Origin of the sequence: Bacillus sp. CR71 (assembly GCF_003429245.1) — a bacterium.
Taxonomy (GTDB): Bacteria; Bacillota; Bacilli; order Bacillales; family Bacillaceae_G; genus Bacillus_A; species Bacillus_A thuringiensis_S.
This window is the reverse complement of sequence record NZ_CP031748.1, coordinates 4,859,329-4,885,384: the sequence shown is the minus strand read 5'-3', so window position 1 is coordinate 4,885,384 and position 26,056 is coordinate 4,859,329. Positions and strand designations below refer to the sequence as shown.

Sequence of the window (26,056 nt, the reverse complement as noted above, 5' to 3'; positions counted from 1 at the left end):
CGGTTGTTCACACGATTGTCAGATTCATAAGAGGAAAGTTGTATTATGATAGTAGATAAAGTGATAAAACGGGTGAAGGGGGACATGCTGCGTGCATATTCTTGTTGTTAGTGTAAATTATCGAACAGCCCCTGTAGAATTTCGTGAGAAACTCACATTTCAGGCAGCAGAGCTAGAGCGAGCGATGACTACATTACAAAATCAAAAGAGCGTGTTAGAGAATGTCATTGTATCAACTTGTAATCGCACTGAGATTTATGCTGTTGTCGATCAATTACACACGGGACGGTATTATATTAAGAAGTTTTTAGCTGATTGGTTTCAGCTTGAAATAGAAGAAGTCGCGCCATATTTAACTATTTTTGAACAAGATGGTGCAATAGATCATTTATTCCGCGTAACGTGCGGTTTAGATTCGATGGTAGTCGGAGAAACACAGATTTTAGGTCAAATAAAAGATAGCTTTTTAGAAGCGCAACAAGTTAAAGCAACAGGCACAATTTTTAATGAATTGTTTAAGCAAGTCATTACATTAGCAAAACGTGCCCACTCAGAAACAACAATCGGGGAAAGTGCAATGTCTGTTAGTTATGCTGCTGTTGAGCTTGGAAAGAAAATATTTGGCGAGTTAACAGATTGTCATGTGCTTATTCTTGGTGCTGGTAAAATGGGCGAACTTGCACTGCAAAACTTATATGGAAGTGGTGCTCGTAAAGTAACAGTTATGAATAGGACACTTTCGAAAGCAGAAGTAATGGCTGAGAAATATATGGGACATGCAAAATCGTTAAGCGAATTGCAATGTGCATTATTAGAAGCAGATATTTTAATTAGTTCAACTGGTGCATCTGAGTATGTCATTACGAAAGAGATGATGACAAAGGTGGAGAAAATGCGCTCTGGTCGCCCTTTATTTATGGTTGATATTGCAGTACCACGTGATATTGATCCAGCGATTGATGAGTTAGAAGGTTCTTTTTTATATGACATTGATGATCTGCAAGGAGTAGTGGAAGCAAATCGTGCTGAGCGTTTGAAAGAAGCGGAGAAAATTCAATTTATGATTGAAGAGGAAATTGTTCTATTTAAAACGTGGTTAAGTACACTTGGTGTTGTTCCATTAATATCAGCTCTTCGTGATAAGGCACTTGCAATCCAAAGTGAAACGATGGTAAGCCTAGAGCGAAAAATACCAAACCTTAGTGATCGTGAGAAAAAAGTCATTAGTAAGCATACGAAAAGTATTATTAATCAATTATTAAAAGACCCAATTTTAGTAGCGAAAGAAATAGCTGCTGAAGAGGGAGCGAGCGAAAAATTAGCGTTATTTGCGAAGATTTTCGATTTAGAAACGGAAGAAGTAGAGAGTCGTGCGGAAGAAGTAGAACATAAAAGAGTGTGGACACCATCCGTTCCATCTTTATAATTTGGAAGGATGATCGGATGAGTTTTTTAAATAACAGTATTATTTATCATATTGCAATTATTTTATATGCTTGTAGCATTAGTTTATATTTTATAGATTATTTCCAAAGTAACCGAAAGGCGAACCGATTTGCTTTTTGGTTACTTTCGATTGTATGGGTATTGCAGTCTATTTTTATGTTGCTTAGGGCGACAGATTCAGAAACGAACCCCATTTTAACTTTATTATCAGGGATTTATTTTTATGTTTGGTTATTGATTACGATGTCGTTAGTCATAAATCGATTTATGCGCGTTGACTTTTTAGTCTTCTTTACAAATGTTGTTGCATTTGGCGTAAGCGCTTTTTCTATTTTTACACCGCTCGGAAAGATGTCGCCAGTACTTGCAGAGCAATTAGTTTCAGAACTTGTATACGTGCATGTTGGAATGGCGATTATTTCTTATGCAACGTTTACGGTATCATTTATTTTTTCTATTATGTATTTACTGCAATATCGCCTATTAAAAAAGAAAAAGTGGAATGCGAGATTAAGAAGGTTAGGGAATTTACCGAAGCTTGAATCTACGTCTTACGGATTAAATTTATTTTCTGTTCCATTTTTCTTACTAGCAATTTTATTAGGATGTATATGGGGATATACAAAATTAGATAATTTTCATTGGTATGATACGAAAGTAATTGGTTCGTTTGTCGTTCTATTTGTATACTGTGCGGGCTTGTATTTAAGAGCGGCAGATGTATTGCAAGGGAAGAAAATTGTACTGTGGAATGTAGGGGCCTTTCTCGTAATGCTAGTTAACATTTTTTTATTAAGTAGTTTATCTAATTTCCACTTTTGGTATTTATAATGAGGAGAGAGAATTATGCGCAAAATTATTGTAGGGTCACGAAAGAGTAAGCTAGCATTAACACAAACAAACTGGTTTATTGATCAGTTAAAAGCACTTGGTTTACCATATGAATTTGAAGTGAAAGAAATTGTCACCAAAGGTGATGTGATTTTAGATGTTACTCTTTCAAAAGTAGGCGGAAAAGGTTTGTTCGTTAAAGAAATTGAGCATGCGTTACTTACGAAAGAAATCGATATGGCTGTACATAGTATGAAAGATATGCCAGCCGTACTTCCAGAAGGGTTAATGATTGGCTGTACACCAAAGCGTGTTGACCCTCGTGATGCTTTTATCTCAAAAAATGGAGCATCGTTTAAAGAGTTAGCGGAAGGTGCTATTTTAGGTACGAGTAGTTTAAGACGTAGTGCACAGCTACTCGCTGCGAGACCAGATTTACAAGTGAAGTGGATTCGCGGAAATATCGATACACGTTTACGTAAATTAAAAGAAGAGGATTACGATGCGATTATTTTAGCGACAGCTGGATTACAAAGAATGGGCTGGGATGATGAAGTTATTACAGAACATTTAGATGAAACGTTATGTGTACCTGCTGTAGGACAAGGTGCATTAGCGATTGAATGTCGTGAGGATGATAAGGATTTATTGCAGTTGTTAGCGCATATGAATGATGCGATAACAGAAAGAACAGTGGCAGCGGAGCGAGTATTTCTTCATAAACTTGAAGGTGGATGTCAAGTTCCAATCGCTGGATATGCAACCCTTAAAGAAAACGATACAATCGAATTAACAGCTCTTGTTGGCTCTATGGATGGCTCTGTTTTATTAAAAGAGACAGTAGTAGGTACTAATCCTGAGGAAGTAGGATTAGAAGCCGCGGGCCGTTTAATTAAACAAGGCGCCAAAGAACTCATTCTTGCTGCAAATAAGGAGCAACAATAAATATGAACGCTCTCGCTGGAAAAACGGTATTGATTACACGTGCCCAGCATCAAGCGAAACAAATGAGTGTAGCAGTGAAAGAAAAGAGCGGAATTCCATTGGAAATTCCGCTTTTGCATATGGAAGGTATGTCTCATAGGCAAATTCAACATATTGAAGGGCAGCTACATTCGTATGACTGGGTTATTTTTACGAGCAGAAATGGTGTAGCTTTTTTTCTAGATAGTTTGAACAAGAAACTACCGCTAACCATTAAAATTGCTGCGGTAGGTGTGAAAACAAAATTAGAGTTAGAAAAAAGGGGCTATCAAGTTCATTTTGTTCCAACTTCATTTGTTGCAGAAGCATTTGCAGAAGAGTTTCTAAAAGAATTAAGTGGAAACGAACGTATTTTATTTCCGAAAGGGAATATAGCAAGAGAGGTAATTCCGGTTGCACTTCGGGAAATTGGTGTTTCTCTAGATGAGCTAATCGTATACGGTACGAAAGTGAATATAGAAAAAAAGCAAGAGCTTATAGCGGCATTGAAGTTAGGGAAAGTAGACATTATTACATTTACGAGCCCTTCAACTGTTACTAGTTTTGTTCGTTTACTTGAGGGTGCAAACTGGAGAGAATGGACAAAAAAATGTACAATTGCTTGTATAGGACCTATTACGGAAAAAGAGGCAAGCCGTTATTTTCCGTCTGTTATTGTGCCGAAAGAGTACACTGTAGAAGCATTACTACAATGTGTTTGTGAATCTATAAAATGAAAGAATGGGGATAGAAATCTATGAACTCTTTACAATTTAATCGTCATCGTCGTTTAAGACAAAGCGGTAGTATGCGTGCACTTGTGCGTGAAACGTTTTTACATACGGAAGATTTTATTTACCCTATTTTTGTATTAGAAGGTGAAAATGTTCGTAATGAAGTTCCTTCTATGCCAGGCGTATATCAAATGTCTTTAGATTTATTGCAAGCTGAAATGCAAGAAGTTGTTGATTTAGGTATTCGTTCTGTTATTGTATTTGGTTTACCTGCTGAAAAAGATGAAGTTGGATCATCAGCATATTGTGATCATGGAATTGTACAACGTGCTATTCAACAAATTAAAGGCGATTTCCCTGAGCTAGTAGTAGTTGCAGATACATGTTTATGTCAATTTACAAGTCATGGTCATTGCGGTGTAATTGAAGATGGTATTATTTTAAATGACGAGTCTCTTGCAGTTCTTGCGAAAACAGCTGTAAGTCAAGCGAAGGCAGGAGCGGACATTATTGCGCCATCAAACATGATGGACGGCTTCGTAACAGCAATTCGCCATGCATTAGATGAAAATGGTTTTGGACACGTGCCAGTTATGTCGTACGCTGTGAAATATTCATCAGCGTTTTATGGGCCATTCCGTGATGCTGCGCACGGTGCGCCGCAATTTGGTGACCGTAAAACATATCAAATGGACCCAGCGAACCGTATGGAAGCATTCCGTGAAGCAGAATCAGATGTAATGGAAGGGGCTGATTTCTTAATTGTAAAGCCAGCTCTTTCTTACTTAGATATCATTCGTGATGTGAAAAATAACTTTAATTTACCAATCGTTGCTTACAACGTAAGTGGTGAATATTCAATGATTAAAGCGGCAGCGCAAAATGGTTGGATTAATGAAAAAGAAGTTGTGCTTGAAAAATTAATTAGCATGAAACGTGCAGGAGCAGACTTAATTATTACGTATCATGCGAAAGATGCAGCAAAATGGTTGCAAGAAGGAGGCGTTAAATAATGAAAAAGTTTGATAAGTCAATTGCAGCGTTTGAAGAGGCGCAAGATTTAATGCCTGGTGGCGTAAATAGCCCAGTTCGTGCCTTTAAGTCTGTTGGGATGAATCCGTTGTTTATGGAGCGTGGTAAAGGCTCTAAAGTATATGATATTGATGGAAATGAATACATCGACTACGTATTATCATGGGGGCCTTTAATTCATGGGCATGCAAATGATCGTGTTGTTGAAGCGTTAAAATCTGTTGCTGAAAGAGGTACAAGCTTCGGTGCACCGACAGAAATCGAAAATAAATTAGCGAAACTTGTTATTGAGCGTGTACCATCGATTGAAATTGTCCGCATGGTTAACTCTGGAACAGAAGCGACAATGAGTGCACTACGTTTAGCTCGTGGTTATACAGGCCGTAATAAAATCTTGAAATTCATCGGTTGTTACCACGGTCATGGTGATTCGTTATTAATTAAAGCTGGTTCTGGTGTGGCGACTCTAGGTTTACCAGATAGCCCTGGCGTACCAGAAGGTGTAGCGAAAAATACGATTACAGTAGCTTATAATGATTTAGAAAGTGTGAAATACGCTTTTGAACAATTCGGTGATGATATTGCTTGTGTAATTGTAGAACCAGTGGCAGGGAATATGGGTGTTGTTCCTCCGCAACCAGGATTTTTAGAGGGACTTCGTGAAGTAACAGAACAAAACGGTGCACTGCTTATTTTTGATGAAGTAATGACAGGATTCCGTGTTGCTTATAACTGTGGACAAGGTTACTACGGTGTAACACCTGATTTAACTTGTTTAGGTAAAGTAATCGGTGGTGGCTTACCAGTAGGAGCGTACGGTGGTAAAGCAGAAATTATGCGCCAAATTGCGCCAAGCGGACCGATTTATCAAGCTGGTACTTTATCAGGTAACCCACTTGCAATGGCAGCAGGTTATGAAACGTTAGTACAGTTAACGCCAGAATCGTATGTAGAATTTGAGCGTAAAGCTGAAATGTTAGAAGCTGGATTACGTAAAGCAGCTGAAAAACATGGCATTCCACATCATATTAATCGTGCAGGTTCTATGATTGGTATTTTCTTTACAGATGAGCCCGTTATTAATTACGATGCAGCAAAATCTTCAAACTTAGAGTTCTTTGCGGCTTACTATCGTGAAATGGTAGAACAAGGTGTATTCTTGCCACCATCTCAATTCGAAGGTTTATTCTTATCGACAGCACATAGTGACGCAGATATTGAGGCGACAATTGCAGCGGCTGAAATTGCAATGTCAAAATTAAAATAATGTATTAGGGAAAAATCGCTCTCCATAAGGGGAGCGATTTTTTTTATTCATAAAGTAAGCTTTCCCTACATAAATCTGTAATGACATATAGTTTGGGAGGGGGAAAAGAAGTGGCTGCAGATCATTCGTTACGATTTTCATTAAAAGAATCTGTTTGGTTCCAAAAGGGACAGGAAGTCGATGAACTTTTGTCAATTTCGTTAGATCCAGACGTTGAGATAGAAGAGCTTGATCATGAAGTAATCGTGAGAGGGCAATTAGATTTAACGGGAGAGTATGTTGCAAGGCAAGATGATTCGGCGTATTCACTAAGAGAACTATCGCCAGCAAAGTCAATTGATTATGTAGAAACAAGGGAAGATGGGGTTAATGAACTTGTTCATTCCTTTCCGCTTGAAATATCAATTCCGAGAAATCGCGTGAAAGTAATTGAAGAACTATATGTATCAATTGAGGAATTTGATTATGAATTAAAGGAAAATGGTTGCTTACAATTATTAGCGGATATATCTATTACTGGTTTATGTGATGAAGAGAGAAGCGAGGATGAAGAAGAAACGGTGTATGCTGATTTAGAAGAAGATTCAGCGCAAGAGGATGAGAATAGACCGGCGCCCCATGTAGAAGAACCAACATACAAGGAATCAGATGAGTGGGAAGATTACGCATTTGAACCGTTCCAATTAGAGGAAAGAAAAGAGCAGGAATTAGAAGAAGAGAAAATAGAAGAACATGAATTTGTGGAACGTGAAGAGGAGCAAGAAACAACGCCGCAATTTGAATTGTTCGGACGAAAAGATTTCAAGAAAGAAAAAGCGAAAAAGCAGGAAGAACAAGAAGAAGAGTACTCACAGCGAGATGAAAATGCGCTTTATTTAACAAAACTATTTACGAAAGAACCGGAAGAGGAATTTACAAAGTTAAGAATGTATTTCGTACAAGAAGGGGATACAATTGAATCTATTGCAGACCGTTATGAAACATCGGTACAAAATTTGTACCGTGTCAATCAAACAGAAGATATATTTTTAAATACGGGGCAAATTATTTATATTCCCGTTTCAAGAGTAAAGGCGAAATAAAGAAGTGAGTGTTTTCACTCACTTCTTTTCTTAGAAGTTATGTTTTGAATAGAAAGGGTTATTCGTATGGATATTGAATTGCGAAATCACTATGAACCTATCGTGAGGCAATATAGATTGGATACGCAGCATATGGAAGAGCACGGAAATGTAATGAAAATTTATACGAATCAAGGTCCATATGCACTTAAGAAAATAGAAGGCAGAAAGTTAGAGCGGAATAACTTTCTGCATCATATTCAATATTTGAAGGAGAAAGGTTTTTCAAATTATGTACCTATATACCATGCGACGGATGGAAATTATATTTTAAGTGACGGGACGTATAATTATTATTTAATGCCTTGGTTAGAACGTGCAGAAGGAAATGGTGAGGACAATGATCAATACCATAAAATGTTTCAGACACTCGGAACGTTGCATCAAAAAACTGTGAAGGAAGAAACGTATACGGAAGAAGATTTAGAAAAACATTATACAACTATATCCAATCGCTGGGAAAATGATGGTGAGATGTTAGAAGAGTTTCTCGTAGAATCTGAATCAAAATGGTATATGTCCCCGCTTGAATTGCAATATTGTACGTACTATCATCATGTAATGAGAGCGCGTGAATTTGCAACGAAGCAATTAAATGAGTGGAACGATGCGATGAAAGAAAAAGATAAAACGCGTATTACTTTTGTACATGGTAACGTGTCACTTAATCATTTTTTATTTGACTATGAGCGGAATGGCTATTTTATTAGTTTGGAAAAATCGAAGTTTGCAACGCCTGTGCAAGATATAGTAGGTTTTTATTCACGGTCTTTAAACACATATCCGATCGCAAGAAGTGATCGGTTTGAATGGTTTCAAATGTATCAAAAAAATTTTCCGTTTACGAAAGAAGAGCAACTTCTCATGTTTGCTTATATGACGTACCCATCACAATTTATTCGACAAATCGGTTCGTATAGAAAAAGAAAAGATAATCGCAACGAGGAAAATGAATTGCTGGAAGTAAAGAGTTTGCAACAATCGCATTGGCTCGTTAGCAATATAGAATATTTCCTATCACAATTACAAGCTGCCCAGCAAGGGAACGGGTAAAGTAAAACTTTAATCAGCGGGGCTCCCGCCTAACTTCTTTGCTTCAGCTGAATTTTGATGTAGGGATCTTACTGCCCGCAAATAGCGAGATAAAGAAGATAAGTAGAGAATGCTACTTATCTTTTTTGTGCGCCTGAAAATTCATAGACTTAAATTTATCTTGACGAATAAGGTTTCGTTTTTTACACTATTGTATATAATAATTAACAATCATATAAATGCCTTGAAGGGGAAGAGTATAACATGAAACGTCTTCAGAGAGGAGAATCATTAGCTGGGAGATTCTCTAGATAGTTATGTTAGAAGGTAGCCCTGGAGCATCTTTTCTGAACGGAATAGTTCTTATTAGGAAAAGACGGATTTGTCCGTTATCAAATTAAGAGTATAAGCAAATTATGAATTTGTTTGTAAATAAAGGTGGTACCGCGATGTCCCTCGTCCTTTTTGGATGAGGGACATTTTTTATTTTAAGGAGGGAAAATAATGTCAAACACGGAAAAGAATTTACCAACTAAATATGATCATATGTCCGTTGAAGAAGGCCTTTATCAATGGTGGCTTGAAGGCAAATATTTTGAAGCAACAGGAGACGAGAAGAAACAACCGTATACAATTGTAATTCCACCTCCGAACGTAACTGGTAAGTTACACTTAGGTCATGCTTGGGATACAACTCTTCAAGATATTTTAACTCGTACGAAGCGTATGCAAGGATACGATGTACTATGGCTTCCAGGAATGGACCATGCTGGTATCGCAACACAAGCGAAAGTAGAAGGAAAACTTCGTGAAGAAGGTATTTCACGTTACGATCTTGGCCGTGAAAAATTCCTTGAAAAAGCTTGGGAGTGGAAAGAAGAGTACGCTTCTCACATTCGTCAACAATGGGGGAAAGTTGGTTTAGGACTAGACTATTCTCGTGAACGCTTCACATTAGACAAAGGTTTATCAGATGCGGTTAATAAAGTATTCGTTCAATTATACGAAAAAGGCTTAATTTACCGTGGTGAATATATCATCAACTGGGATCCAGCAACACGCACAGCTCTTTCTGATATTGAAGTAATTCATAAAGAAGTTCAAGGTGCATTCTACCATATGAACTATCCGTTAACAGATGGTTCTGGCCACATTCGTCTTGCGACAACTCGTCCAGAAACGATGCTTGGTGATACAGCAGTAGCAGTTCATCCAGAAGACGATCGTTACAAACATTTAATCGGAAAAACAGTTACACTTCCAATTGTAGGCCGTGAGATTCCGATTATTGCTGATGAGTACGTAGAAAAAGACTTCGGAACAGGTGTTGTAAAAATTACACCAGCTCATGACCCGAATGATTTTGAAGTAGGTAACCGTCATGACTTACCACGCATCTTAGTAATGAATGAAGATGGATCGATGAACGAAAAAGCTGGTAAGTATAACGGTATGGATCGTTTCGAATGCCGTAAAGCATTAGTGAAAGACTTACAAGAGGCTGGCGTATTAGTAGAAATCGAGCCTCATATGCATTCAGTAGGTCATAGTGAGCGTAGCGGTGCAGTAGTTGAGCCTTACTTATCAACACAATGGTTCGTAAAAATGGCTCCACTTGCAGAAAAAGCAGTAGCACTTCAACAAAAAGAAGAAGAAAAAGTAACGTTCGTACCAGAGCGTTTTGAAAACACATACTTACGCTGGATGGAAAACATTCATGACTGGTGTATTTCTCGTCAATTATGGTGGGGACACCGTATTCCAGCTTGGTATCATAAAGAAACTGGTGAGGTATACGTAGGTACAGAAGCACCAGCAGATATTGAAAACTGGAATCAAGATAATGACGTACTGGATACATGGTTCAGTTCAGCGCTATGGCCGTTCTCAACACTTGGTTGGCCGGATGAAGATTCAGCAGACTTTAAGCGCTACTATTCAACAGATGCATTAGTAACTGGTTATGACATCATCTTCTTCTGGGTATCTCGTATGATTTTCCAAGGTTTAGAGTTTACAGGCGAGCGTCCATTTAAAGATGTATTAATTCACGGTTTAGTTCGTGATGAGCAAGGTCGTAAGATGAGTAAATCTCTTGGTAACGGTATTGACCCAATGGATGTTATCGAGAAGTACGGTGCAGATGCAATGCGCTATTTCTTATCAACAGGAAGTGCACCAGGTCAAGATTTACGCTTCAGCATGGAGAAAGTAGAATCTACTTGGAACTTCATTAATAAAATTTGGAATGCATCACGCTTCGTATTAATGAACATGGATGATATGAAGTATGAAGAAATCGATTTAACTGGTGAAAAATCAGTTGCAGATAAGTGGATCTTAACTCGCTTAAACGAAACAATCGAAAGTGTAACACGTAACATGGATAAATATGAGTTCGGTGAAGCTGGACGTTCATTATACAACTTCATTTGGGACGATTTCTGTGACTGGTACATTGAAATGGCGAAGCTTCCACTATACGGTGAAGATGAAGCAGCTAAGAAAACAACTCGTTCTATTTTAGCTTACGTATTAGACCAAACAATGCGTCTATTACATCCATTCATGCCATTCGTAACAGAAAAAATTTGGCAACATTTACCACATGAAGGCGAATCTATTACAGTAGCTGCGTGGCCAACAGTTCGCGAGGATTTACAAGATACGGAAGCTGCGGCAGAAATGCACCTTCTAGTTGATATCATTCGCTCTGTTCGTAACATCCGTGCAGAAGTAAATACGCCAATGAGCAAAAAAGTTCAAATGCAAATTAAAGCAAAAGATGAGGCTGTACTTGCTCAACTTACGAAAAACAGCTCTTACATTGAGCGTTTCTGTAATCCAAGCGAATTAACAATTCAAACGGATTTACAAGCGCCAGAAAAAGCAATGACTGCAATCGTATCAGGTGCAGAGTTATTCTTACCATTAGCTGATCTTATCAATCTTGATGAAGAGAGAGCTCGTCTTGAGAAAGAACTTGAGAAGTTCGATAAAGAAGTAGAACGTGTACAGAAGAAACTTTCTAACCAAGGTTTCGTAGCGAAAGCTCCTGCGGCAGTTATTGAAGGAGAGCGTGCGAAAGAGCAAGATTACCTAGAAAAACGCGAAGCAGTTCGTCAACGTCTAGTAGATCTTGAAAAGTAAAAATGTTTTTAGAGACTCACTATATTGGTGAGTCTCTTTTCTTTGCGTATAATAGAACTATGAAAGTTGTCTTTTGAAAGGGGAAAAGCATACGTGATACATACATACGAAGAAGCGATAGGGTGGATTCATAGCCGATTGAAATTTGGAATTAAGCCAGGATTAGAAAGAATGAGATGGATGCTAGAAGAACTCGGAAATCCAGAGCGTCATATAAAATGTGTTCATCTTGCTGGTACAAATGGAAAAGGTTCAACGTTAACATATATGCGCTACATGTTAGAAGGCGCGAAATATAAGGTAGGAACGTTCACCTCTCCTTATATCGAAACATTTAATGAACGCATTAGTGTGAATGGGACACCAATTGCAGATGAAGAGATTACTGAACTTGTAAAGATGGTAAAACAAGTCGTGGAAAAACTAGATGAGACGGATTTAGGGGAAGCGACGGAGTTTGAAATTATTACTGTTATGGCAATTTGTTATTTCGGTAAAGTCAATTTCTGTGATGTTGTTTTATTTGAAACAGGGCTTGGTGGACGTTTTGATTCTACTAATGTTATACACCCTGTTCTCACGATTATTACGAATATCGGTCACGATCATATGCATATTTTAGGGAATACACTAGGAGAAATTGCATATGAAAAGGCGGGGATTATTAAATCTGGTGTGCCGGTAATTACTGGTGTGCAGGACGAAGAAGCTTTGGAAGTCATTCAAAATGTTGCAAAGGAAAACCATGCAAACCTATACGAACTTGACAAGCATTTTACAGCGTTACATAAGCAGTCTAAAGAAGATGGGGAACAGTTTGATTTTACTTGTCCTTTTGCCGCATTTGAAGATTTGCAAATCTCAATGAAAGGCATTCATCAAGTAGGAAATGCAGCGCTAGCACTTATGGCAGTCATGTATGTAAAAACATATCTATCATTTTTAATTGAGGAAGAGGAAATAAGAACGGGATTACGGGAAGCGTATTGGATTGGGCGCTTTGAAAAGCTGCAAAGTAACCCGGATATTATTATAGATGGTGCCCATAATCCAGAAGGTATTGAAAGCCTTGTGAAAACAGTAGAAGCGCATTACAAAGATAAAAATGTAATAGTTTTATTTACTGCCCTTGGTGATAAACAATTGCATAACATGGTAGGCCAATTAGAAACCATTGCAGATGAAATTATTTTTACAACATTCGCCTTTGATCGTGCTATCTCTGCTGATAAACTTGCATCATATTCACAAAAAGAATCAAAATTAGTTTTTGAAAATTGGAAAGAGGCAATTGATACAAAAGTTGAAATGATAGGAGAAAATGATGTTTTCATCATAACAGGTTCTCTTTATTTCATTTCTGAAGTTCGAAAATATATTCGCGAGAAAAACTAGATAGTCTTTGCTATCTAGTTTTTTGTTCTACAAATGAAGTCAAAAGCATACATATAAGATAAATATATAGGGTTATTTGGCGAATTTCTCTGACAAATATCTCGTTTTTTTGTGAAAGGAATATGATATGATGCGGACAACGATAAGAGGTGAGGTGTGAGTGTATGGACAAGCAATCACGAACGATCTCAGTGAAAGTGAATGGAACAGAAGCGAAGTATGAGGAAAAGAAGAAAGATGAATTTGAATGGATGGTAGTAGAAGGTGAACGACCGAGAAATGTTGTTCCGTTTCAAAAAGCGAAATCGATGTCTGTGGAAAAATACCGAAAGAAGTGGAGTAATACATTAATTGCAATCGTTGCAACCGCAATTATTATCGGTACGGCGTTTGGAATGGGGATGCTTCATTTACTCACCGGACAAGGAACGACAGGAGGAAGTGAAGTAACAGCTTCCAAGCCGACTGGGAATGGAGAATCAAAGGTGGGTGGAACGGCAGGACAAACATCAGAACCAAAAGAAGAAAAACAAAAAGCACAGGCAGGAGTGTCATTGGATCCGATGAAATTATTTTTTGTTCAAGGGGGGCTTTATTCTTCTGAAGAAAAGGGACGAGCAGCTCTTGAAGAATGGAAAGGCAATGGGGGCATTGGAGCTTTGAGACCGAGCGGGGATAAGTATGCAATAGTTGTTGGTATTGCTAGCGATGAACAGGCTATAAATCAATTAATGACTCAGTATAAAAATGATGGTGTCTCCGTTTTAAAAAAGAACTGGGATATAACAGATAAAGCGTTGCTGAAAGATGATAAAGAAGTAGGAACATTTTTAACAAAAGTGCAGCCATTATACACTCATTTAGCAAAATATGCTTCTAGTGTACAAGTTGGTGGAAAAAGCAGCGCAAAAGATATAGAAGCGATTGAAAAAGAATGGAAAGCGATTGAAAAAGAGGGGAAAAGTATGAAGCAAGAAGAAGCAAAGAAACTGTATATGTATACGTCGGTAGCTGTACAAACAGTAAAAGATGGGAAAATGGATAAGGAATCTTTGGTGAAATTAAATCAAGTTATTATTGATGGCCTACTTTCGTATGAAAAAATTGTTTCGTAGAAAGTGAAATGATAGGATAATAAAATGAGTAAGAAAGAAGTACATGTACTTCTTTCTTTTCTTTTGAATTTAGAGCAAAGTGCTTTCTCTATGACAGGAATATAATCGTATGCAATAAAGAATTGTTATTTTAGTTAGAGAAATTAATATTTCTTTCATTTGTGGACAAACTATTCCTTTGATACGATTGATATAAATTGTTCTGCTTCATGTGAGAAAGGAAGGAGAAAATATGAAAAAAATAATTTTAGCTTCAGGATCACCTCGGAGGAAGGAATTGCTTGAGTTAGCTAGCATACCATTTGAAATCGTTGTAAGTGAAGTAGAAGAAACAATTGGTGCATATTCATCGCCTTCTGATATTGTAATGTCGCTTGCCTTGCAAAAAGCATCAGCGGTGGCAGAAAATAATAGTGATCACATTGTGTTAGGTGCAGATACAATTGTTACATATGAGTCGCGTATTCTTGGTAAGCCTTCTAATGAGGATGAGGCGAAAGAGATGTTACAATTACTATCAGGGAAAACACATGAAGTGTATACAGGTGTTGCGATTATATCAAAAGAAAAAACGGTTACTTTTTATGAGCGTACAGAAGTTACGTTTTGGGAGCTAACAGAAGAGGAAATTGATACATACGTCACGTCGAAAGAACCTCTTGATAAAGCCGGTAGTTATGGGATTCAAGGTAAAGGATCTATTTTCGTTCAAAATATTCAAGGGGACTACTATAGTGTAGTTGGCTTACCAATTGCACGTCTCGTTAGGGAATTAAAACAATTTGATATTGATGTAACCCATGCGTAAAATTGCATGGGGTTTTCTTTGAGAGAACAAATAAAGGAGTGGAGAGATGAACGGTATTCGTGATGTTGTAAGAGAAGAACAGCCACGGGAGCGTTTATTGTTAGAAGGTGCCGGAAGTTTATCAAATCGAGAGCTTCTCGCAGTATTACTCAGAACAGGTTCTAAAGAAGAAACAGTGTTAAAGTTATCAGATAAAATTTTACACCAATTTGATGGCTTACGTATGTTGAAAGATGCAACATTAGAAGAGCTAATTAGTATACATGGTATTGGGATTTCAAAGGCATCGCAACTTATGGCAGCCTTTGAACTAGGCAGAAGAATGGTGCGTTTAGAATATCAAAATAGATATAGTATTCGAAGTCCAGAAGATTGTGCGAAATACATGATGGAAGAAATGCGTTTTTTACAACAAGAGCATTTTGTTTGTTTATATTTAAATACAAAAAATCAAGTTCTACATAGGCAAACGATTTTTATTGGAAGTTTAAACACGTCAATTGTACACCCCAGGGAAGTTTTTAAAGAAGCCTTCCGTCGTGCAGCAGCCTCTATTATATGTCTTCATAACCATCCCTCAGGAGATCCCACGCCGAGCCGTGAAGATATTGAAGTAACAAAACGTTTAGTAGAATGCGGCCAGATTATCGGAATTGAAGTGCTAGATCATATTATAATAGGTGACCATAAATTCGTGAGTTTAAAGGAAAAAGGTCATATTTAAGACTATGCTTTTTACTTATTTTGTTTTATAATGTGATTTATGAGTTTTTTGTAGAAATTTATCTACAAAAAGGATAAAGATATAAAAAACGTACTGTTTTTATAATATAAAGTAAGAAAAAATGAGTCCGTGAAAACAAGAAAGGAAGATAAATAATATGTTTGGATTTGGTGGATTTACTCGCGATCTTGGAATAGACTTAGGAACTGCGAACACGCTTGTATATGTAAAAGGAAAAGGTGTAGTTTTACGTGAACCTTCAGTAGTTGCGTTACAAACTGATACGAAACAAATCGTTGCTGTAGGTAGCGACGCAAAACAAATGATTGGTCGTACACCAGGGAACGTTGTGGCACTTCGCCCGATGAAAGACGGTGTAATTGCTGATTATGAAACAACTGCAACAATGATGAAATATTACATTCAACAAGCTCAAAAATCAAACGGTTTCTTCTCACGTAAGCCGTATGTAATGGTATGTGTACCATCTGGTATTACAGCTGTAGAAAGACGTGCAGTAATCGATGCGACTCGTCAAGCGGGTGCTCGTGATGCTTATCCTATCGAAGAGCCATTTGCAGCAGCAATTGGTGCAAACTTACCTGTTTGGGAACCAACTGGTAGTATGGTAGTTGATATCGGTGGTGGTACAACAGAAGTTGCAATTATTTCTTTAGGAGGTATTGTAACAAGTCAGTCAGTTCGTGTTGCTGGTGATGATATGGACGATTCAATCATTCAGTACATTAAGAAAAGCTATAACTTAATGATCGGTGAAAGAACAGCTGAAGCATTAAAATTAGAAATCGGTTCTGCAGGCGAGCCAGAAGGTATCGAGCCTATGGAAATTCGCGGTCGTGATTTAGTAAGTGGTTTACCAAAAACAGTACTAATTCAGCCAGAAGAAATTGCAGATGCATTAAAAGATACAGTAGATGCGATTGTAGAATCAGTTAAAAATACACTAGAAAAAACTCCACCTGAATTAGCAGCTGATATTATGGACCGCGGTATTGTATTAACAGGTGGCGGGGCATTACTACGTAATTTAGATAAAGTAATTAGTGAAGAAACAAAAATGCCAGTTCTTGTTGCAGAAGACCCATTAGATTGCGTAGCAATTGGAACAGGTAAAGCATTAGACAATATCGATCTTTTCAAAACTGCTGCTCGATAATATTGCAAAATAAAAATCAGTGAAATTAAGAGGGTGTGAACGTGCCACAGTTTTTCTTAAACAAAAGATTAATTGTTTTGTTAGTTAGTATTATTCTTCTCGTGGCATTGATTGGAATCTCATTGAAAGAACGGAACAGTTTAACATGGCCAGAGCAGTTTGTTAAAGACACTGTCGGTGTTGTAGAACGTGTATTCCAAAAGCCAGCGAAATACGTAGCTGGATTCTTCGAAAATGTAGAGGATGTAAAGCGCACGTATGAAGAGAATAAAGAATTAAAAGCAAAATTAGATAATTATGCAGGTCTATCAGGGAAAGTAAAACAATTAGAAGATGATAACAAGAAGTTACAAGAGTTAACTGGAAAAAAGGAGTTGCTGAGCGATTATACTGAGATTCCAGCTACTGTTGTTTCTCGTAGTTCAGATAAATGGTACGATTTAATTGGAATTGATAAAGGGGCACAGCAAGGAATTAAAAAAGATATGGCTGTTATGACTTCACAAGGTTTAGTTGGACGTGTGAAAAGTGTATCTCAGTTTACATCATCAGTAGAGTTATTAAGCTCTATGAGCCGAACAAATCGTGTATCTGCTATTGTACAAGGGCAAGAAAATATCTTTGGTTTAATTGAAGGTTACGACAAAGAAAAACACTTACTTCTTTTCACAAAGATTGGTTCTGATGCAAAAGTAGAAAAAGATCAAATGGTTGTAACATCTGGACTAGGTGATATTTTCCCGAAAGGTCTTGTAATTGGGAAAATCGTTGATGTACAACCAGATGCATACGGCTTAACAAAAACAGCTTATGTAAAACCTGCCGCTGATTTAAATGACGTAGAGCATATTATGGTTGCTAAACGTAAAAAGCCTTCAGCGCCATTAGAATAGGAGGGAGAGAAGAGATGATGAAGATTTTAAAAAGAGCAGCTCTTCCTCTTTTGCTCCTTTTTGTGTTTCTATTTGAAAATATGTTTGCTACCATTGTTCCAACAAATGTGTTTTGGAAAGAGAGTATAGCAGCACCGCATTTCTTTATAATCGTCTTATGTTTTATTACAGTGTATTATAGTCCGGTCCAAGGGATTTATTACGGACTATTATTTGGTTTCTTATTTGATACCGTATACACAGAACTTGTCGGTATATATATTTTTGCTTATCCGATTTTAGCTTATTTAGTTTATAGTGTGATGAAAGTACTGCAATTGAATTTATTTATTGTTGTTTCCATCATATTAGCTAGCGTTGTAGCACTAGAGTATTATGTGTATGGATTTTTAACTTTGTTGGGACGTACTCATATGCCAGCGTATGTCTTTTTCACAGATCGTCTCCTTGCTACTTTATTGTTAAATGCTATTTTCTTGTTGATAGTTTGTTTCCCACTGAGACGATATATATTGCGTCTTTCAAAAGCGATGGAAGAAAAAGAAAAAAGGATTTTCTAATTTTATGTCGAATTGAATCGGTGGGGTGAACTTTAGTGGAAGAAAAAAAGCAACAAAATGTAACGATAAAAGGGACAAAAGATGGGATAACGCTTCATTTAGATGATTGTTGTTCATTCTCTGAATTGTTGATAGAATTAGACGAAAAACTTTCTACACATTACTACGATGGTGATGGACGCTCTTTAATTGAAGTGCATGTGAAAGTAGGAAATCGTTATTTAACAGAAGTCCAACAAGAAGAGATTCGTACGTTAATTCGTAATAAAAAGAATCTTGTTGTGGATTCAATTAAAAGTGATGTTATCACTAAAGCAGAAGCAATAGCTTGGAAAGAAGAAACAGAAATTGTCCCTATTTCCAAAATTGTTCGCTCTGGACAAGTTTTACATGTAAAAGGAAATTTGTTGTTAATTGGAGATGTTAATCCAGGCGGAACGGTTATCGCTGGGGGGAATATTTTTGTTGTAGGATCATTAAGAGGAATTGCACATGCTGGGTATTATGGGGATTCGGATGCTGTAATCGCTGCATCTGTTATGAACCCGATGCAACTTCGAATTAGTGATGTGGCAATGCGGGCTCCGGAAGAGAAAGAAGACGGAGCGGAGGCGGCAGAATGTGCGTATATTAATGAGAACAATCACATTGTTGTCGATCGCCTGCAACTTCTCACTCATCTTAGACCTAATTTAACAAAGTTAGAAAGGGGAATTGTATAGCTGTGGGAGAGGCAATAGTAATTACATCTGGAAAAGGCGGAGTAGGTAAAACTACAACGTCTGCGAACATTGGTACGGCCCTAGCGTTATCTGGAAAGAAAGTGTGCTTAATTGACACAGATATCGGTCTTCGAAATTTAGACGTAGTAATGGGGCTGGAAAATCGTATTGTATTTGATCTTGTTGATGTCGTTGAAGGGCGTTGCCGTTTACCTCAGGCTCTTATTAAAGATAAACGTTTTGATGATCTTTATTTATTACCTGCAGCACAAACGAGTGATAAATCAGCGGTAACACCTGAACAAATGGATGAATTAATACAAGTATTACGTCAAGATTATGATTACATATTAATTGATTGTCCTGCGGGGATTGAGCAGGGATTTAAAAATGCGGTAGCTGGTGCGGATAAAGCAATCGTTGTTACGACGCCAGAAGTATCCTCAATGCGCGATGCGGATCGTATTATTGGGCTTTTAGAAAAAGAGGATATTGAACCACCAAAACTTGTTATTAACCGTGTACGTAGTCATATGCTTCATGAACAGGATATGTTAGATGTTGATGAAATTGTACGTACATTGTCAATCGAGCTTCTTGGTGTTGTCGAAGATGACGATGAAGTTATTCGAGCTACAAATACAGGTGAACCTGTGGCGTTGCAACCAAGCGGAAAAGCAGCGTTGGCTTATCGTAATATCGCAAGACGCTTGTTGGGTGAGAATGTACCATTACAAGCATTTGAACAAGAAAAGGTATCGGTATTTGCAAAGGTAAAAAACTTCTTTGGAATCCGTTAAAAGCACTTCGCACATATGCGAAGTGCTTTCTTTTTTCTTCACACGAATATCTTTCTTTCTTAGCTCATACACATGTACAAACTGTATACAACTGTTTCTATTGAAATTAGCTTACGGAAAGAAAGGAGACAGTATGAAGAATAGACGCGTAGAAGAAATTAAAAAGCGGATTGCGAAAAGGAAGGCCGAGCAAGAAAGGATGGAGGAAGAGCAGTATTTTACCGGAGGGAATTTTGGTAGCGAAACAGTATTTATTGAAGAAGGAGAAAAGGAAATTCACCCTTTATTTCGAAAGGAAGTCTTTTTCTTCAAAGTTTTATTATCAGCAATATTAGTTCTTTCGGTTGCTATTTTATATAAGAATGCCCCGTCTTCGTTCGATGGTGCTAAAGCTGTTACAGAAAAAGTGATGAAAGAGGAATTTCAGTTTGCTACTGTAGCGAAATGGTATGAAAAGCAATTTGGAAAACCGCTTGTATTTTATTCACCGAATGAGAAAAAAGAAGGAAGTATTCAGCAAAAAAATTATGCAATTCCTGCTTCTGGAAAAGTAATGCAAGGGTTTCAAAAAAATGGCCAAGGTGTATTTGTCCAAACAGCTACAAATGCAACAGTTGAGTCAGTGAATGAAGGATTAGTTGTTTTTGCGGGTAAGAAAGAGGAACTTGGAAATACAGTTCAAATTCAACATGCAGATGGTACGGAGTCATGGTATGCAAATTTAAACGATATGTCAGTGAAATTATATGATTACGTTTCAAAGAAACAAAAAATTGGAACGGTGAGTAATGATACAAATGATAAAAATGGAAAGTTTTATTTCGCGATAAAAAAGAATGAAAAATTTATTGATCCGATCCAGGTGATATCATTTGATTAAATATAGGGACGTCTTAACGAAAATTTCCGTGCATCCATTATTTTGGGTTATCATTGTCATTGGTATTTTTACTGCACGTTTTAAAGAATTAATACTGTTATTTTGTATTGTTCTTATTCATGAACTTGGGCATGCTCTTGCAGCAGCGCACTATAATTGGCGTATAAAAAAAATTCAGCTTTTGCCGTTTGGTGGCGTGGCTGAGCTTGAGGAACATGGTAATAAGTCGTTGAAAGAGGAACTTGTTGTCGTAATTGCAGGACCGATTCAACATGTTTGGATGATGCTAGTAGGTTATATATTATTTGAAGCCGGTTGGCTGAACGCGGATTTATATTATTTCTTTATGTGGAATAATATAATTATTTTAGCGTTTAATTTACTCCCTATTTGGCCGTTAGATGGCGGGAAAGTATTGTTTAATATACTATCATATCGTTTTCCTTATTTACAAGCACATGAAAAGATGATGAAATTGTCATGTGTTTTTTTTGGTGTAATATTAGGATGGCAGTTACTCTGGAATAGCAATAATATTATGATGTGGGTACTACTCATGTTTTTGGCAGTGTCGTTATATCAAGAGTGGAAACAAAGACGGTATGCCTTTATGCGTTTTTTATTAGAACGTTATTATGGGAACAAAAGAGGAATTGAAAAGATTGCACCTATTGAAGTGCAATCAGAAGATCATTTATATAAGATATTCACAAAATTTCGTAGAGGATATAAGCACTCTATTATCGTCCATGGAAAATATAAAGAACATTACACATTAGATGAAAATGAACTGCTCTATGCATATTTTACTGAAAAACGAACAACTTCATCAGTTGAAGAATTAATCGGTTAGTGTTGACGATAGCACTAACCTTTTATTATTGTAAAAGCAAAGAAGATTATAAAGTGAGGAAATAATTTTGAAAACGTTATATGTGAATTACGCTGGATCGGAAAAGCGCGTTGCAATTGAAGAGAAGAAAAAAATTGTTGAGTTTTTATGGAAACGTAATGAAGAGCAAGAGATTGTTGGGCATATTTATGCCGGACGTATCGTAAGAACAATCGCTGGAATGAACGCAGCATTTGTAAACATCGGTTTAGAAAAACATGCGTATCTTTCATACGATGATGTACCATCTTGTTATCGTATACATGAAGGGCAAGCGATTCTCGTACAAGTTGTAAAAGAGGCAATTGATACGAAAGGGCCTAAATTGACAGCGAATATAGAATTTACCGGGAAATATGTCGTTTATATGCCGTTTGATGAGATGCGCGCTGTTTCTCGGAAAATAAAAAATAATAAAAAAAGACAACAGTTACTCCAAATTGAGGTAGAAGGAACAGGGGGTTACATTTTCCGCTCTGCTTCTGAAAAAGGAGCGATTGAAGAAATACAAGCTGAAATGCAAATGTTACAGCAGTTATATGAAGAGCTAAAAAGAAAAGAGGGCCAAGGAAAGGCGCCGTTATTACTTCATCGACCGGCCACCTTTTTAGATCGTGTATTCCAAGAGAATCCGATTGAAACAATTGAAAAAGTAGTTGTAGATACAAGAAGTATAGTAAAAGAATTAGAGGGAAAGATTGGAAAAGAAAAAGTATCTTTTTATAATGAAAAATCTTCAATGTTTAACCATTTTGGAATAGAGCGTGAAATCGAGAAAGCACTTCAAAAAATTGTATGGCTCCCGAATGGTGCTTATTTAATTGTGGAACAAATGGAGACGATGACTGTAATTGATGTGAATACGGGCAAGTTTACTGGAAAACAGAATTTACAAGATACAGTCCTTCGTACAAATGAAGTGGCAGCTGAAGAGATTGCACGTCAATTAAGACTGCGTGATATCGGTGGTATGATATTAATTGATTTTATTAATATGAAAAGAAGAGAAGATAAAGAAATGGTAAGAGAATGTCTCATGGTTGCTATGCAAAATGATCGCACATATACAAGAGTGCTTGGGTTTACAGAGTTAGGGATTTTAGAGATGACACGTAAACGTAAGAAACATTCTTTACGCGACGTATTACTAGAAGAATGTGTACCGTGCAAAGCGACGGGGTATATGATGTCATATGAGACAATTGCGTATGAGTTAGAGAGAGAGCTAATTACATATGGCAATATAGAGGATGAGGCAGTATTAATCGCTGCACCTAAAGACTTGCAAAAACAATTTTTGCAAAAAGAATTACAAAAAAATATTCCATTTGAAATTTATTTCAAAGATGATATGATCGAAAAGTATGCAATTGTCCGTTTTGGAAGTAAAACAGAAATTGTAGAGCGGAAAAAATAGTTAGCAGAACATTTATTGACAACCGTCTATGATTCATGATAACATCTTTATGTTATAGTTTATAGCACCTAAACGGCTATATGCTACAACCGCACAAGACAGGTTCCCTAAAGGCATATATGTCTACCTCGTTTTTGGCGAGTCTTAGTAATTAAGAGGAGGTGCAAGTATGTACGCAATTATCGAAACAGGTGGAAAACAAATTAAAGTTGAAGCTGGTCAAGCAATCTACATTGAAAAATTAGATGTTGAAGCTGGTGAAACTGTTACTTTTGACAAAGTTCTTTTCGTTGGTGGCGAAAACGTTAAAGTTGGTAGCCCAGTTGTAGAAGGTGCAACAGTTACTGCGAAAGTTGAAAAACAAGGTCGCGCTAAGAAAATTATCGTTTTCAAATACAAAGCGAAAAAGAACAATCGTAAGAAACAAGGTCATCGTCAACCTTACACTAAGCTAGTTGTTGAAGCTATCAACGCTTAATCCAGGTTAACATGATTAAAATTACGATAAGTCGCACGAAATTAGGAAGTATCCAATCATTTAAAATGACTGGACATGCCGATTATGCGCCACATGGACAAGACCTTGTCTGTGCTGGAACTACAGCGGTTGTGTTTGGTTCTATAAATGCAGTGGAAGAACTTTGTAATGTGCAGGCAACTATTGAACTCGGAAGTGATGGCGGATTCTTAACGTATGAATTGCCTAATGATTTAGACGTTCATACAGTAGAAAAAGCACAGATACTTTTGGAAGGATTGGTTGTTTCGCTTAAGACGATCGAACTTGATTACGGAAAGTATATCCGTTTAATAGAAAAAGTGCAGGAGGTGTAACGTATGTTAAGATTAGATCTTCAGTTTTTCGCATCTAAGAAAGGTGTAGGTAGTACAAAGAACGGTCGTGACTCTCAGTCAAAACGTCTTGGTGCTAAACGCGCAGATGGTCAAACGGTTTCAGGTGGTTCAATTCTTTACCGTCAACGCGGTACAAAAATTTATCCAGGTGTTAACGTTGGTCGTGGTGGCGATGACACTTTATACGCGAAAGTTGACGGCGTAGTACGCTTTGAGCGTCTTGGCCGTGACCGCAAACAAGTGAGCGTATATCCTGTTGCTCAAGAAGCATAAGAACTCACGGAAAACTCTAACCTGAGTGCAGGTTAGAGTTTTTCTATATTAAGGGGTATCTAAATGAATGAAAAATGGACAATTATAGATGCATTGCGCCATTCAAGACATGATTGGCTCAATCGTATGCAGATGGTGAAAGGAAACCTTTCCCTTGGAAAAGTGGAAGAAATTCATAGTCTCATCGATCGTTTTGTCCAAGAAGCGAGACAAGAATCCAATCTGATGGGGCTATCAATGCCTTTATTTTCAGAGTGGATTTTAACATATAATTGGAAACAGCAGCCGTGCTTATTGGAGTACGAAGTATTAGGGAAATTACATAACTTATCTCACTTAGATGAGACTGTATGTACATGGACGAATCAATTTTTCTCGATGCTTCAGCATAGTTTAGACGTATATGTTGAAAATTATGTTTGTATCACAATTGAATGTGACGCGGATAATGCTCGTTTCTTTTTTGATTTTCGTGGTAAGCTAACGAGTGTAGAAGAACTACAGAATTGGCTTGCGACCCAAAACAATAAATGGTATTCCATTTCTTATACAGTGCGAGACGAAGAAGTCTCAGTTATATTACAACCAATTGAAAAAGTGTGGTGAAATAATGTTTGTAGATCAGGTCAAGATATATGTAAAAGGCGGCGACGGTGGTAACGGTATGGTTGCGTATCGTCGTGAGAAGTATGTTCCTAAAGGTGGCCCAGCAGGTGGCGACGGCGGTAAAGGTGCAGATGTTGTTTTCGTAGTTGAGGAAGGCTTACGTACATTAATGGACTTCCGCTACCAACGTCATTTCAAAGCTGATCGCGGTCAGCACGGAATGAGTAAAGGTCAGCACGGACGTAAATCTGAAGATTTAATCGTAAAGGTTCCACCAGGAACAATAGTAAAAGATGAAAAAACTGGTCAAATTCTTGCCGATTTAGTAACGCATGAACAAACTGCTGTAATCGCAAGAGGTGGCCGTGGTGGCCGTGGTAACTCACGTTTCGCAACAGCTACGAACCCAGCACCAGAAATCGCTGAAAACGGAGAACCAGGTCAAGAACGTGATGTCATTCTAGAACTTAAAGTACTAGCAGATGTTGGACTTGTTGGATTCCCAAGTGTAGGTAAATCTACATTATTATCTGTTGTATCATCAGCACGTCCGAAAATTGCAGAGTATCACTTTACAACAATCGTTCCGAATCTTGGTGTTGTTGAAACTGGTGATAACCGCAGCTTCGTGATGGCTGACCTTCCTGGACTAATTGAAGGCGCACATGCTGGCGTTGGACTTGGACACCAATTCTTACGTCATATCGAGCGTACACGTGTAATTGTACATGTTATTGATATGTCTGGTTTAGAAGGCCGTGAGCCATATGAAGATTATGTTACAATTAATAATGAATTAAAAGAATACAATATGCGTTTAACAGAGCGTCCGCAAGTTGTTGTAGCAAACAAAATGGATATGCCAGATGCAGAAGAGAACTTACAAGCATTTAAAGAGAAAGTGGGAGACGAAGTAAAAATCTTCCCAATTTCAGCTGTAACGAAACAAGGTGTTCGTGATTTACTATTTGAAGTAGCGAACTTATTAGAAACAACACCAGAATTCCCAATGTACGATGTTGTCGAAGAGTCTGAAGCAAGTGTAATGTATAAATTTGATGCTGAAAGTCTTAAATTTGAAATTACACGTGAAAGTGACGGCACATTTGTTATTTCTGGTTACGATATCGAGAAGACATTCAAAATGACAGACTTCTCACGTGATGAATCTATACGTCGTTTCGCTCGCCAAATGCGCGGAATGGGTATTGATGAAGCGCTTCGTGCACGTGGTGCAAAAGACGGAGATATTGTAAAAATTCTTGAATATGAATTTGAATTTATCGATTAAGACTGCCGAAATATGGCAGTCTTTTTTTTATCCCACTATTTGCCCGTAGAACCTCCACTGATTAAAGTATCA

General features: G+C 37.5%; 26 protein-coding genes and 2 other annotated features. All 26 genes read left to right on the top strand.

Annotated features, from left to right (window positions below):
• Window positions 1-91 precede the first annotated feature (91 nt).
• Window positions 92-1,426, top strand: coding sequence for a glutamyl-tRNA reductase (gene hemA / locus DOS87_RS24565; protein ID WP_000547868.1), 1,335 nt, complete (start codon window positions 92-94; stop codon window positions 1,424-1,426).
• A 17-nt stretch (window positions 1,427-1,443) separates the two neighbouring features.
• The gene (locus tag DOS87_RS24560; RefSeq protein WP_000009002.1) at window positions 1,444-2,277 is read left to right on the top strand and encodes a cytochrome c biogenesis protein; all 834 of its coding nucleotides are present in this window, start codon (window positions 1,444-1,446) and stop codon (window positions 2,275-2,277) included.
• Window positions 2,278-2,292: 15 nt separating this feature from the next.
• Window positions 2,293-3,222, top strand: coding sequence for a hydroxymethylbilane synthase (gene hemC, locus DOS87_RS24555; RefSeq protein ID WP_001226403.1), 930 nt, complete (start codon window positions 2,293-2,295; stop codon window positions 3,220-3,222).
• A gap of 2 nt (window positions 3,223-3,224) precedes the next feature.
• On the top strand, window positions 3,225-3,977 hold the full coding sequence (hemD, locus tag DOS87_RS24550; RefSeq protein WP_000992324.1) for a uroporphyrinogen-III synthase: 753 nt from the start codon (window positions 3,225-3,227) through the stop codon (window positions 3,975-3,977).
• 20 nt (window positions 3,978-3,997) lie between these two features.
• Entirely contained in the window at window positions 3,998-4,987 is a 990-nt protein-coding gene (hemB, locus tag DOS87_RS24545; RefSeq protein ID WP_001087080.1) for a porphobilinogen synthase, read from the top strand.
• Window positions 4,987-6,273, top strand: a complete 1,287-nt coding sequence (hemL, locus tag DOS87_RS24540) for a glutamate-1-semialdehyde 2,1-aminomutase (RefSeq protein WP_000712938.1) — start codon at window positions 4,987-4,989, stop codon at window positions 6,271-6,273. The genes hemB and hemL overlap by 1 nt, the downstream gene beginning before the upstream one ends.
• 110 nt (window positions 6,274-6,383) lie before the next feature.
• Complete coding sequence (gene spoVID / locus DOS87_RS24535) at window positions 6,384-7,355, top strand: stage VI sporulation protein D (protein ID WP_000718528.1); 972 nt, start codon at window positions 6,384-6,386, stop codon at window positions 7,353-7,355.
• A gap of 66 nt (window positions 7,356-7,421) precedes the next feature.
• Window positions 7,422-8,447: a spore coat protein YsxE gene (gene ysxE, locus DOS87_RS24530; protein WP_000350652.1), complete on the top strand. Its 1,026-nt coding sequence runs from the start codon at window positions 7,422-7,424 to the stop codon at window positions 8,445-8,447.
• A gap of 214 nt (window positions 8,448-8,661) precedes the next feature.
• Window positions 8,662-8,893 (top strand) — a binding site (T-box leader).
• A 37-nt stretch (window positions 8,894-8,930) separates the two neighbouring features.
• Window positions 8,931-11,576 carry a valine--tRNA ligase gene (locus DOS87_RS24525; RefSeq protein ID WP_000072243.1) on the top strand — a complete coding sequence of 882 codons (2,646 nt, stop codon included), beginning with the start codon at window positions 8,931-8,933 and terminating at the stop codon, window positions 11,574-11,576.
• A 93-nt stretch (window positions 11,577-11,669) separates the two neighbouring features.
• Complete coding sequence (gene folC / locus DOS87_RS24520) at window positions 11,670-12,971, top strand: bifunctional folylpolyglutamate synthase/dihydrofolate synthase (RefSeq protein ID WP_017763622.1); 1,302 nt, start codon at window positions 11,670-11,672, stop codon at window positions 12,969-12,971.
• A gap of 164 nt (window positions 12,972-13,135) precedes the next feature.
• A complete protein-coding gene (locus tag DOS87_RS24515) occupies window positions 13,136-14,086 on the top strand; it encodes a hypothetical protein (RefSeq protein WP_000360997.1) in 951 nt (316 codons plus the stop codon).
• Between the two features lie 232 nt (window positions 14,087-14,318).
• Window positions 14,319-14,894, top strand: a complete 576-nt coding sequence (locus DOS87_RS24510; RefSeq protein WP_000720491.1) for a Maf family protein — start codon at window positions 14,319-14,321, stop codon at window positions 14,892-14,894.
• Window positions 14,895-14,940: 46 nt separating this feature from the next.
• Window positions 14,941-15,618, top strand: a complete 678-nt coding sequence (gene radC, locus DOS87_RS24505; protein WP_001013396.1) for a RadC family protein — start codon at window positions 14,941-14,943, stop codon at window positions 15,616-15,618.
• A 157-nt stretch (window positions 15,619-15,775) separates the two neighbouring features.
• On the top strand, window positions 15,776-16,795 hold the full coding sequence (gene mreB, locus DOS87_RS24500; RefSeq protein WP_000466736.1) for a cell shape-determining protein MreB: 1,020 nt from the start codon (window positions 15,776-15,778) through the stop codon (window positions 16,793-16,795).
• 41 nt (window positions 16,796-16,836) lie between these two features.
• Window positions 16,837-17,688, top strand: a complete 852-nt coding sequence (gene mreC / locus DOS87_RS24495; protein ID WP_001135484.1) for a rod shape-determining protein MreC — start codon at window positions 16,837-16,839, stop codon at window positions 17,686-17,688.
• A 14-nt stretch (window positions 17,689-17,702) separates the two neighbouring features.
• A complete protein-coding gene (gene mreD, locus DOS87_RS24490) occupies window positions 17,703-18,248 on the top strand; it encodes a rod shape-determining protein MreD (RefSeq protein ID WP_000975762.1) in 546 nt (181 codons plus the stop codon).
• A 35-nt stretch (window positions 18,249-18,283) separates the two neighbouring features.
• Entirely contained in the window at window positions 18,284-18,970 is a 687-nt protein-coding gene (gene minC / locus DOS87_RS24485; protein ID WP_000391514.1) for a septum site-determining protein MinC, read from the top strand.
• 2 nt (window positions 18,971-18,972) lie between these two features.
• Complete coding sequence (gene minD, locus DOS87_RS24480; protein ID WP_000503309.1) at window positions 18,973-19,770, top strand: septum site-determining protein MinD; 798 nt, start codon at window positions 18,973-18,975, stop codon at window positions 19,768-19,770.
• A gap of 133 nt (window positions 19,771-19,903) precedes the next feature.
• Complete coding sequence (gene spoIVFA, locus DOS87_RS24475) at window positions 19,904-20,650, top strand: stage IV sporulation protein SpoIVFA (RefSeq protein WP_000797477.1); 747 nt, start codon at window positions 19,904-19,906, stop codon at window positions 20,648-20,650.
• Window positions 20,643-21,503 carry a stage IV sporulation intramembrane metalloprotease SpoIVFB gene (spoIVFB, locus tag DOS87_RS24470; RefSeq protein ID WP_000599046.1) on the top strand — a complete coding sequence of 287 codons (861 nt, stop codon included), beginning with the start codon at window positions 20,643-20,645 and terminating at the stop codon, window positions 21,501-21,503. Before spoIVFA ends, spoIVFB begins: the two co-directional genes overlap by 8 nt.
• Before the next feature lie 67 nt (window positions 21,504-21,570).
• A complete protein-coding gene (locus tag DOS87_RS24465; protein WP_098578085.1) occupies window positions 21,571-22,959 on the top strand; it encodes an Rne/Rng family ribonuclease in 1,389 nt (462 codons plus the stop codon).
• Window positions 22,960-23,036: 77 nt separating this feature from the next.
• Window positions 23,037-23,114, top strand: a sequence feature (ribosomal protein L21 leader region).
• Between the two features lie 14 nt (window positions 23,115-23,128).
• Window positions 23,129-23,437, top strand: a complete 309-nt coding sequence (gene rplU, locus DOS87_RS24460) for a 50S ribosomal protein L21 (protein WP_000270907.1) — start codon at window positions 23,129-23,131, stop codon at window positions 23,435-23,437.
• An 11-nt stretch (window positions 23,438-23,448) separates the two neighbouring features.
• Complete coding sequence (locus tag DOS87_RS24455) at window positions 23,449-23,793, top strand: ribosomal-processing cysteine protease Prp (RefSeq protein ID WP_002082112.1); 345 nt, start codon at window positions 23,449-23,451, stop codon at window positions 23,791-23,793.
• Window positions 23,794-23,796: 3 nt separating this feature from the next.
• Window positions 23,797-24,087, top strand: coding sequence for a 50S ribosomal protein L27 (gene rpmA / locus DOS87_RS24450; RefSeq protein WP_000944957.1), 291 nt, complete (start codon window positions 23,797-23,799; stop codon window positions 24,085-24,087).
• A gap of 63 nt (window positions 24,088-24,150) precedes the next feature.
• The gene (locus DOS87_RS24445; RefSeq protein WP_001003585.1) at window positions 24,151-24,693 is read left to right on the top strand and encodes a sporulation initiation phosphotransferase B; all 543 of its coding nucleotides are present in this window, start codon (window positions 24,151-24,153) and stop codon (window positions 24,691-24,693) included.
• 4 nt (window positions 24,694-24,697) lie between these two features.
• Window positions 24,698-25,984, top strand: a complete 1,287-nt coding sequence (obgE, locus tag DOS87_RS24440; RefSeq protein WP_000497121.1) for a GTPase ObgE — start codon at window positions 24,698-24,700, stop codon at window positions 25,982-25,984.
• Window positions 25,985-26,056: the final 72 nt, after the last annotated feature.

Bases quoted from the DNA above. Each gene is read 5' to 3' on its own strand.
- rpmA (WP_000944957.1), top strand. From the start codon at position 23,797: ATGTTAAGATTAGATCTTCAGTTTTTCGCATCTAAGAAAGGTGTAGGT.
- obgE (WP_000497121.1), top strand. From the start codon at position 24,698: ATGTTTGTAGATCAGGTCAAGATATATGTAAAAGGCGGCGACGGTGGT.
- mreD (WP_000975762.1), top strand. From the start codon at position 17,703: ATGATGAAGATTTTAAAAAGAGCAGCTCTTCCTCTTTTGCTCCTTTTT.
- rplU (WP_000270907.1), top strand. From the start codon at position 23,129: ATGTACGCAATTATCGAAACAGGTGGAAAACAAATTAAAGTTGAAGCT.
- DOS87_RS24515 (WP_000360997.1), top strand. From the start codon at position 13,136: ATGGACAAGCAATCACGAACGATCTCAGTGAAAGTGAATGGAACAGAA.
- hemL (WP_000712938.1), top strand. From the start codon at position 4,987: ATGAAAAAGTTTGATAAGTCAATTGCAGCGTTTGAAGAGGCGCAAGAT.
- mreB (WP_000466736.1), top strand. From the start codon at position 15,776: ATGTTTGGATTTGGTGGATTTACTCGCGATCTTGGAATAGACTTAGGA.
- DOS87_RS24510 (WP_000720491.1), top strand. From the start codon at position 14,319: ATGAAAAAAATAATTTTAGCTTCAGGATCACCTCGGAGGAAGGAATTG.
- hemC (WP_001226403.1), top strand. From the start codon at position 2,293: ATGCGCAAAATTATTGTAGGGTCACGAAAGAGTAAGCTAGCATTAACA.
- hemD (WP_000992324.1), top strand. From the start codon at position 3,225: ATGAACGCTCTCGCTGGAAAAACGGTATTGATTACACGTGCCCAGCAT.
- radC (WP_001013396.1), top strand. From the start codon at position 14,941: ATGAACGGTATTCGTGATGTTGTAAGAGAAGAACAGCCACGGGAGCGT.
- spoIVFA (WP_000797477.1), top strand. From the start codon at position 19,904: ATGAAGAATAGACGCGTAGAAGAAATTAAAAAGCGGATTGCGAAAAGG.
- DOS87_RS24525 (WP_000072243.1), top strand. From the start codon at position 8,931: ATGTCAAACACGGAAAAGAATTTACCAACTAAATATGATCATATGTCC.
- ysxE (WP_000350652.1), top strand. From the start codon at position 7,422: ATGGATATTGAATTGCGAAATCACTATGAACCTATCGTGAGGCAATAT.
- DOS87_RS24560 (WP_000009002.1), top strand. From the start codon at position 1,444: ATGAGTTTTTTAAATAACAGTATTATTTATCATATTGCAATTATTTTA.
- DOS87_RS24445 (WP_001003585.1), top strand. From the start codon at position 24,151: ATGAATGAAAAATGGACAATTATAGATGCATTGCGCCATTCAAGACAT.
- hemB (WP_001087080.1), top strand. From the start codon at position 3,998: ATGAACTCTTTACAATTTAATCGTCATCGTCGTTTAAGACAAAGCGGT.
- DOS87_RS24455 (WP_002082112.1), top strand. From the start codon at position 23,449: ATGATTAAAATTACGATAAGTCGCACGAAATTAGGAAGTATCCAATCA.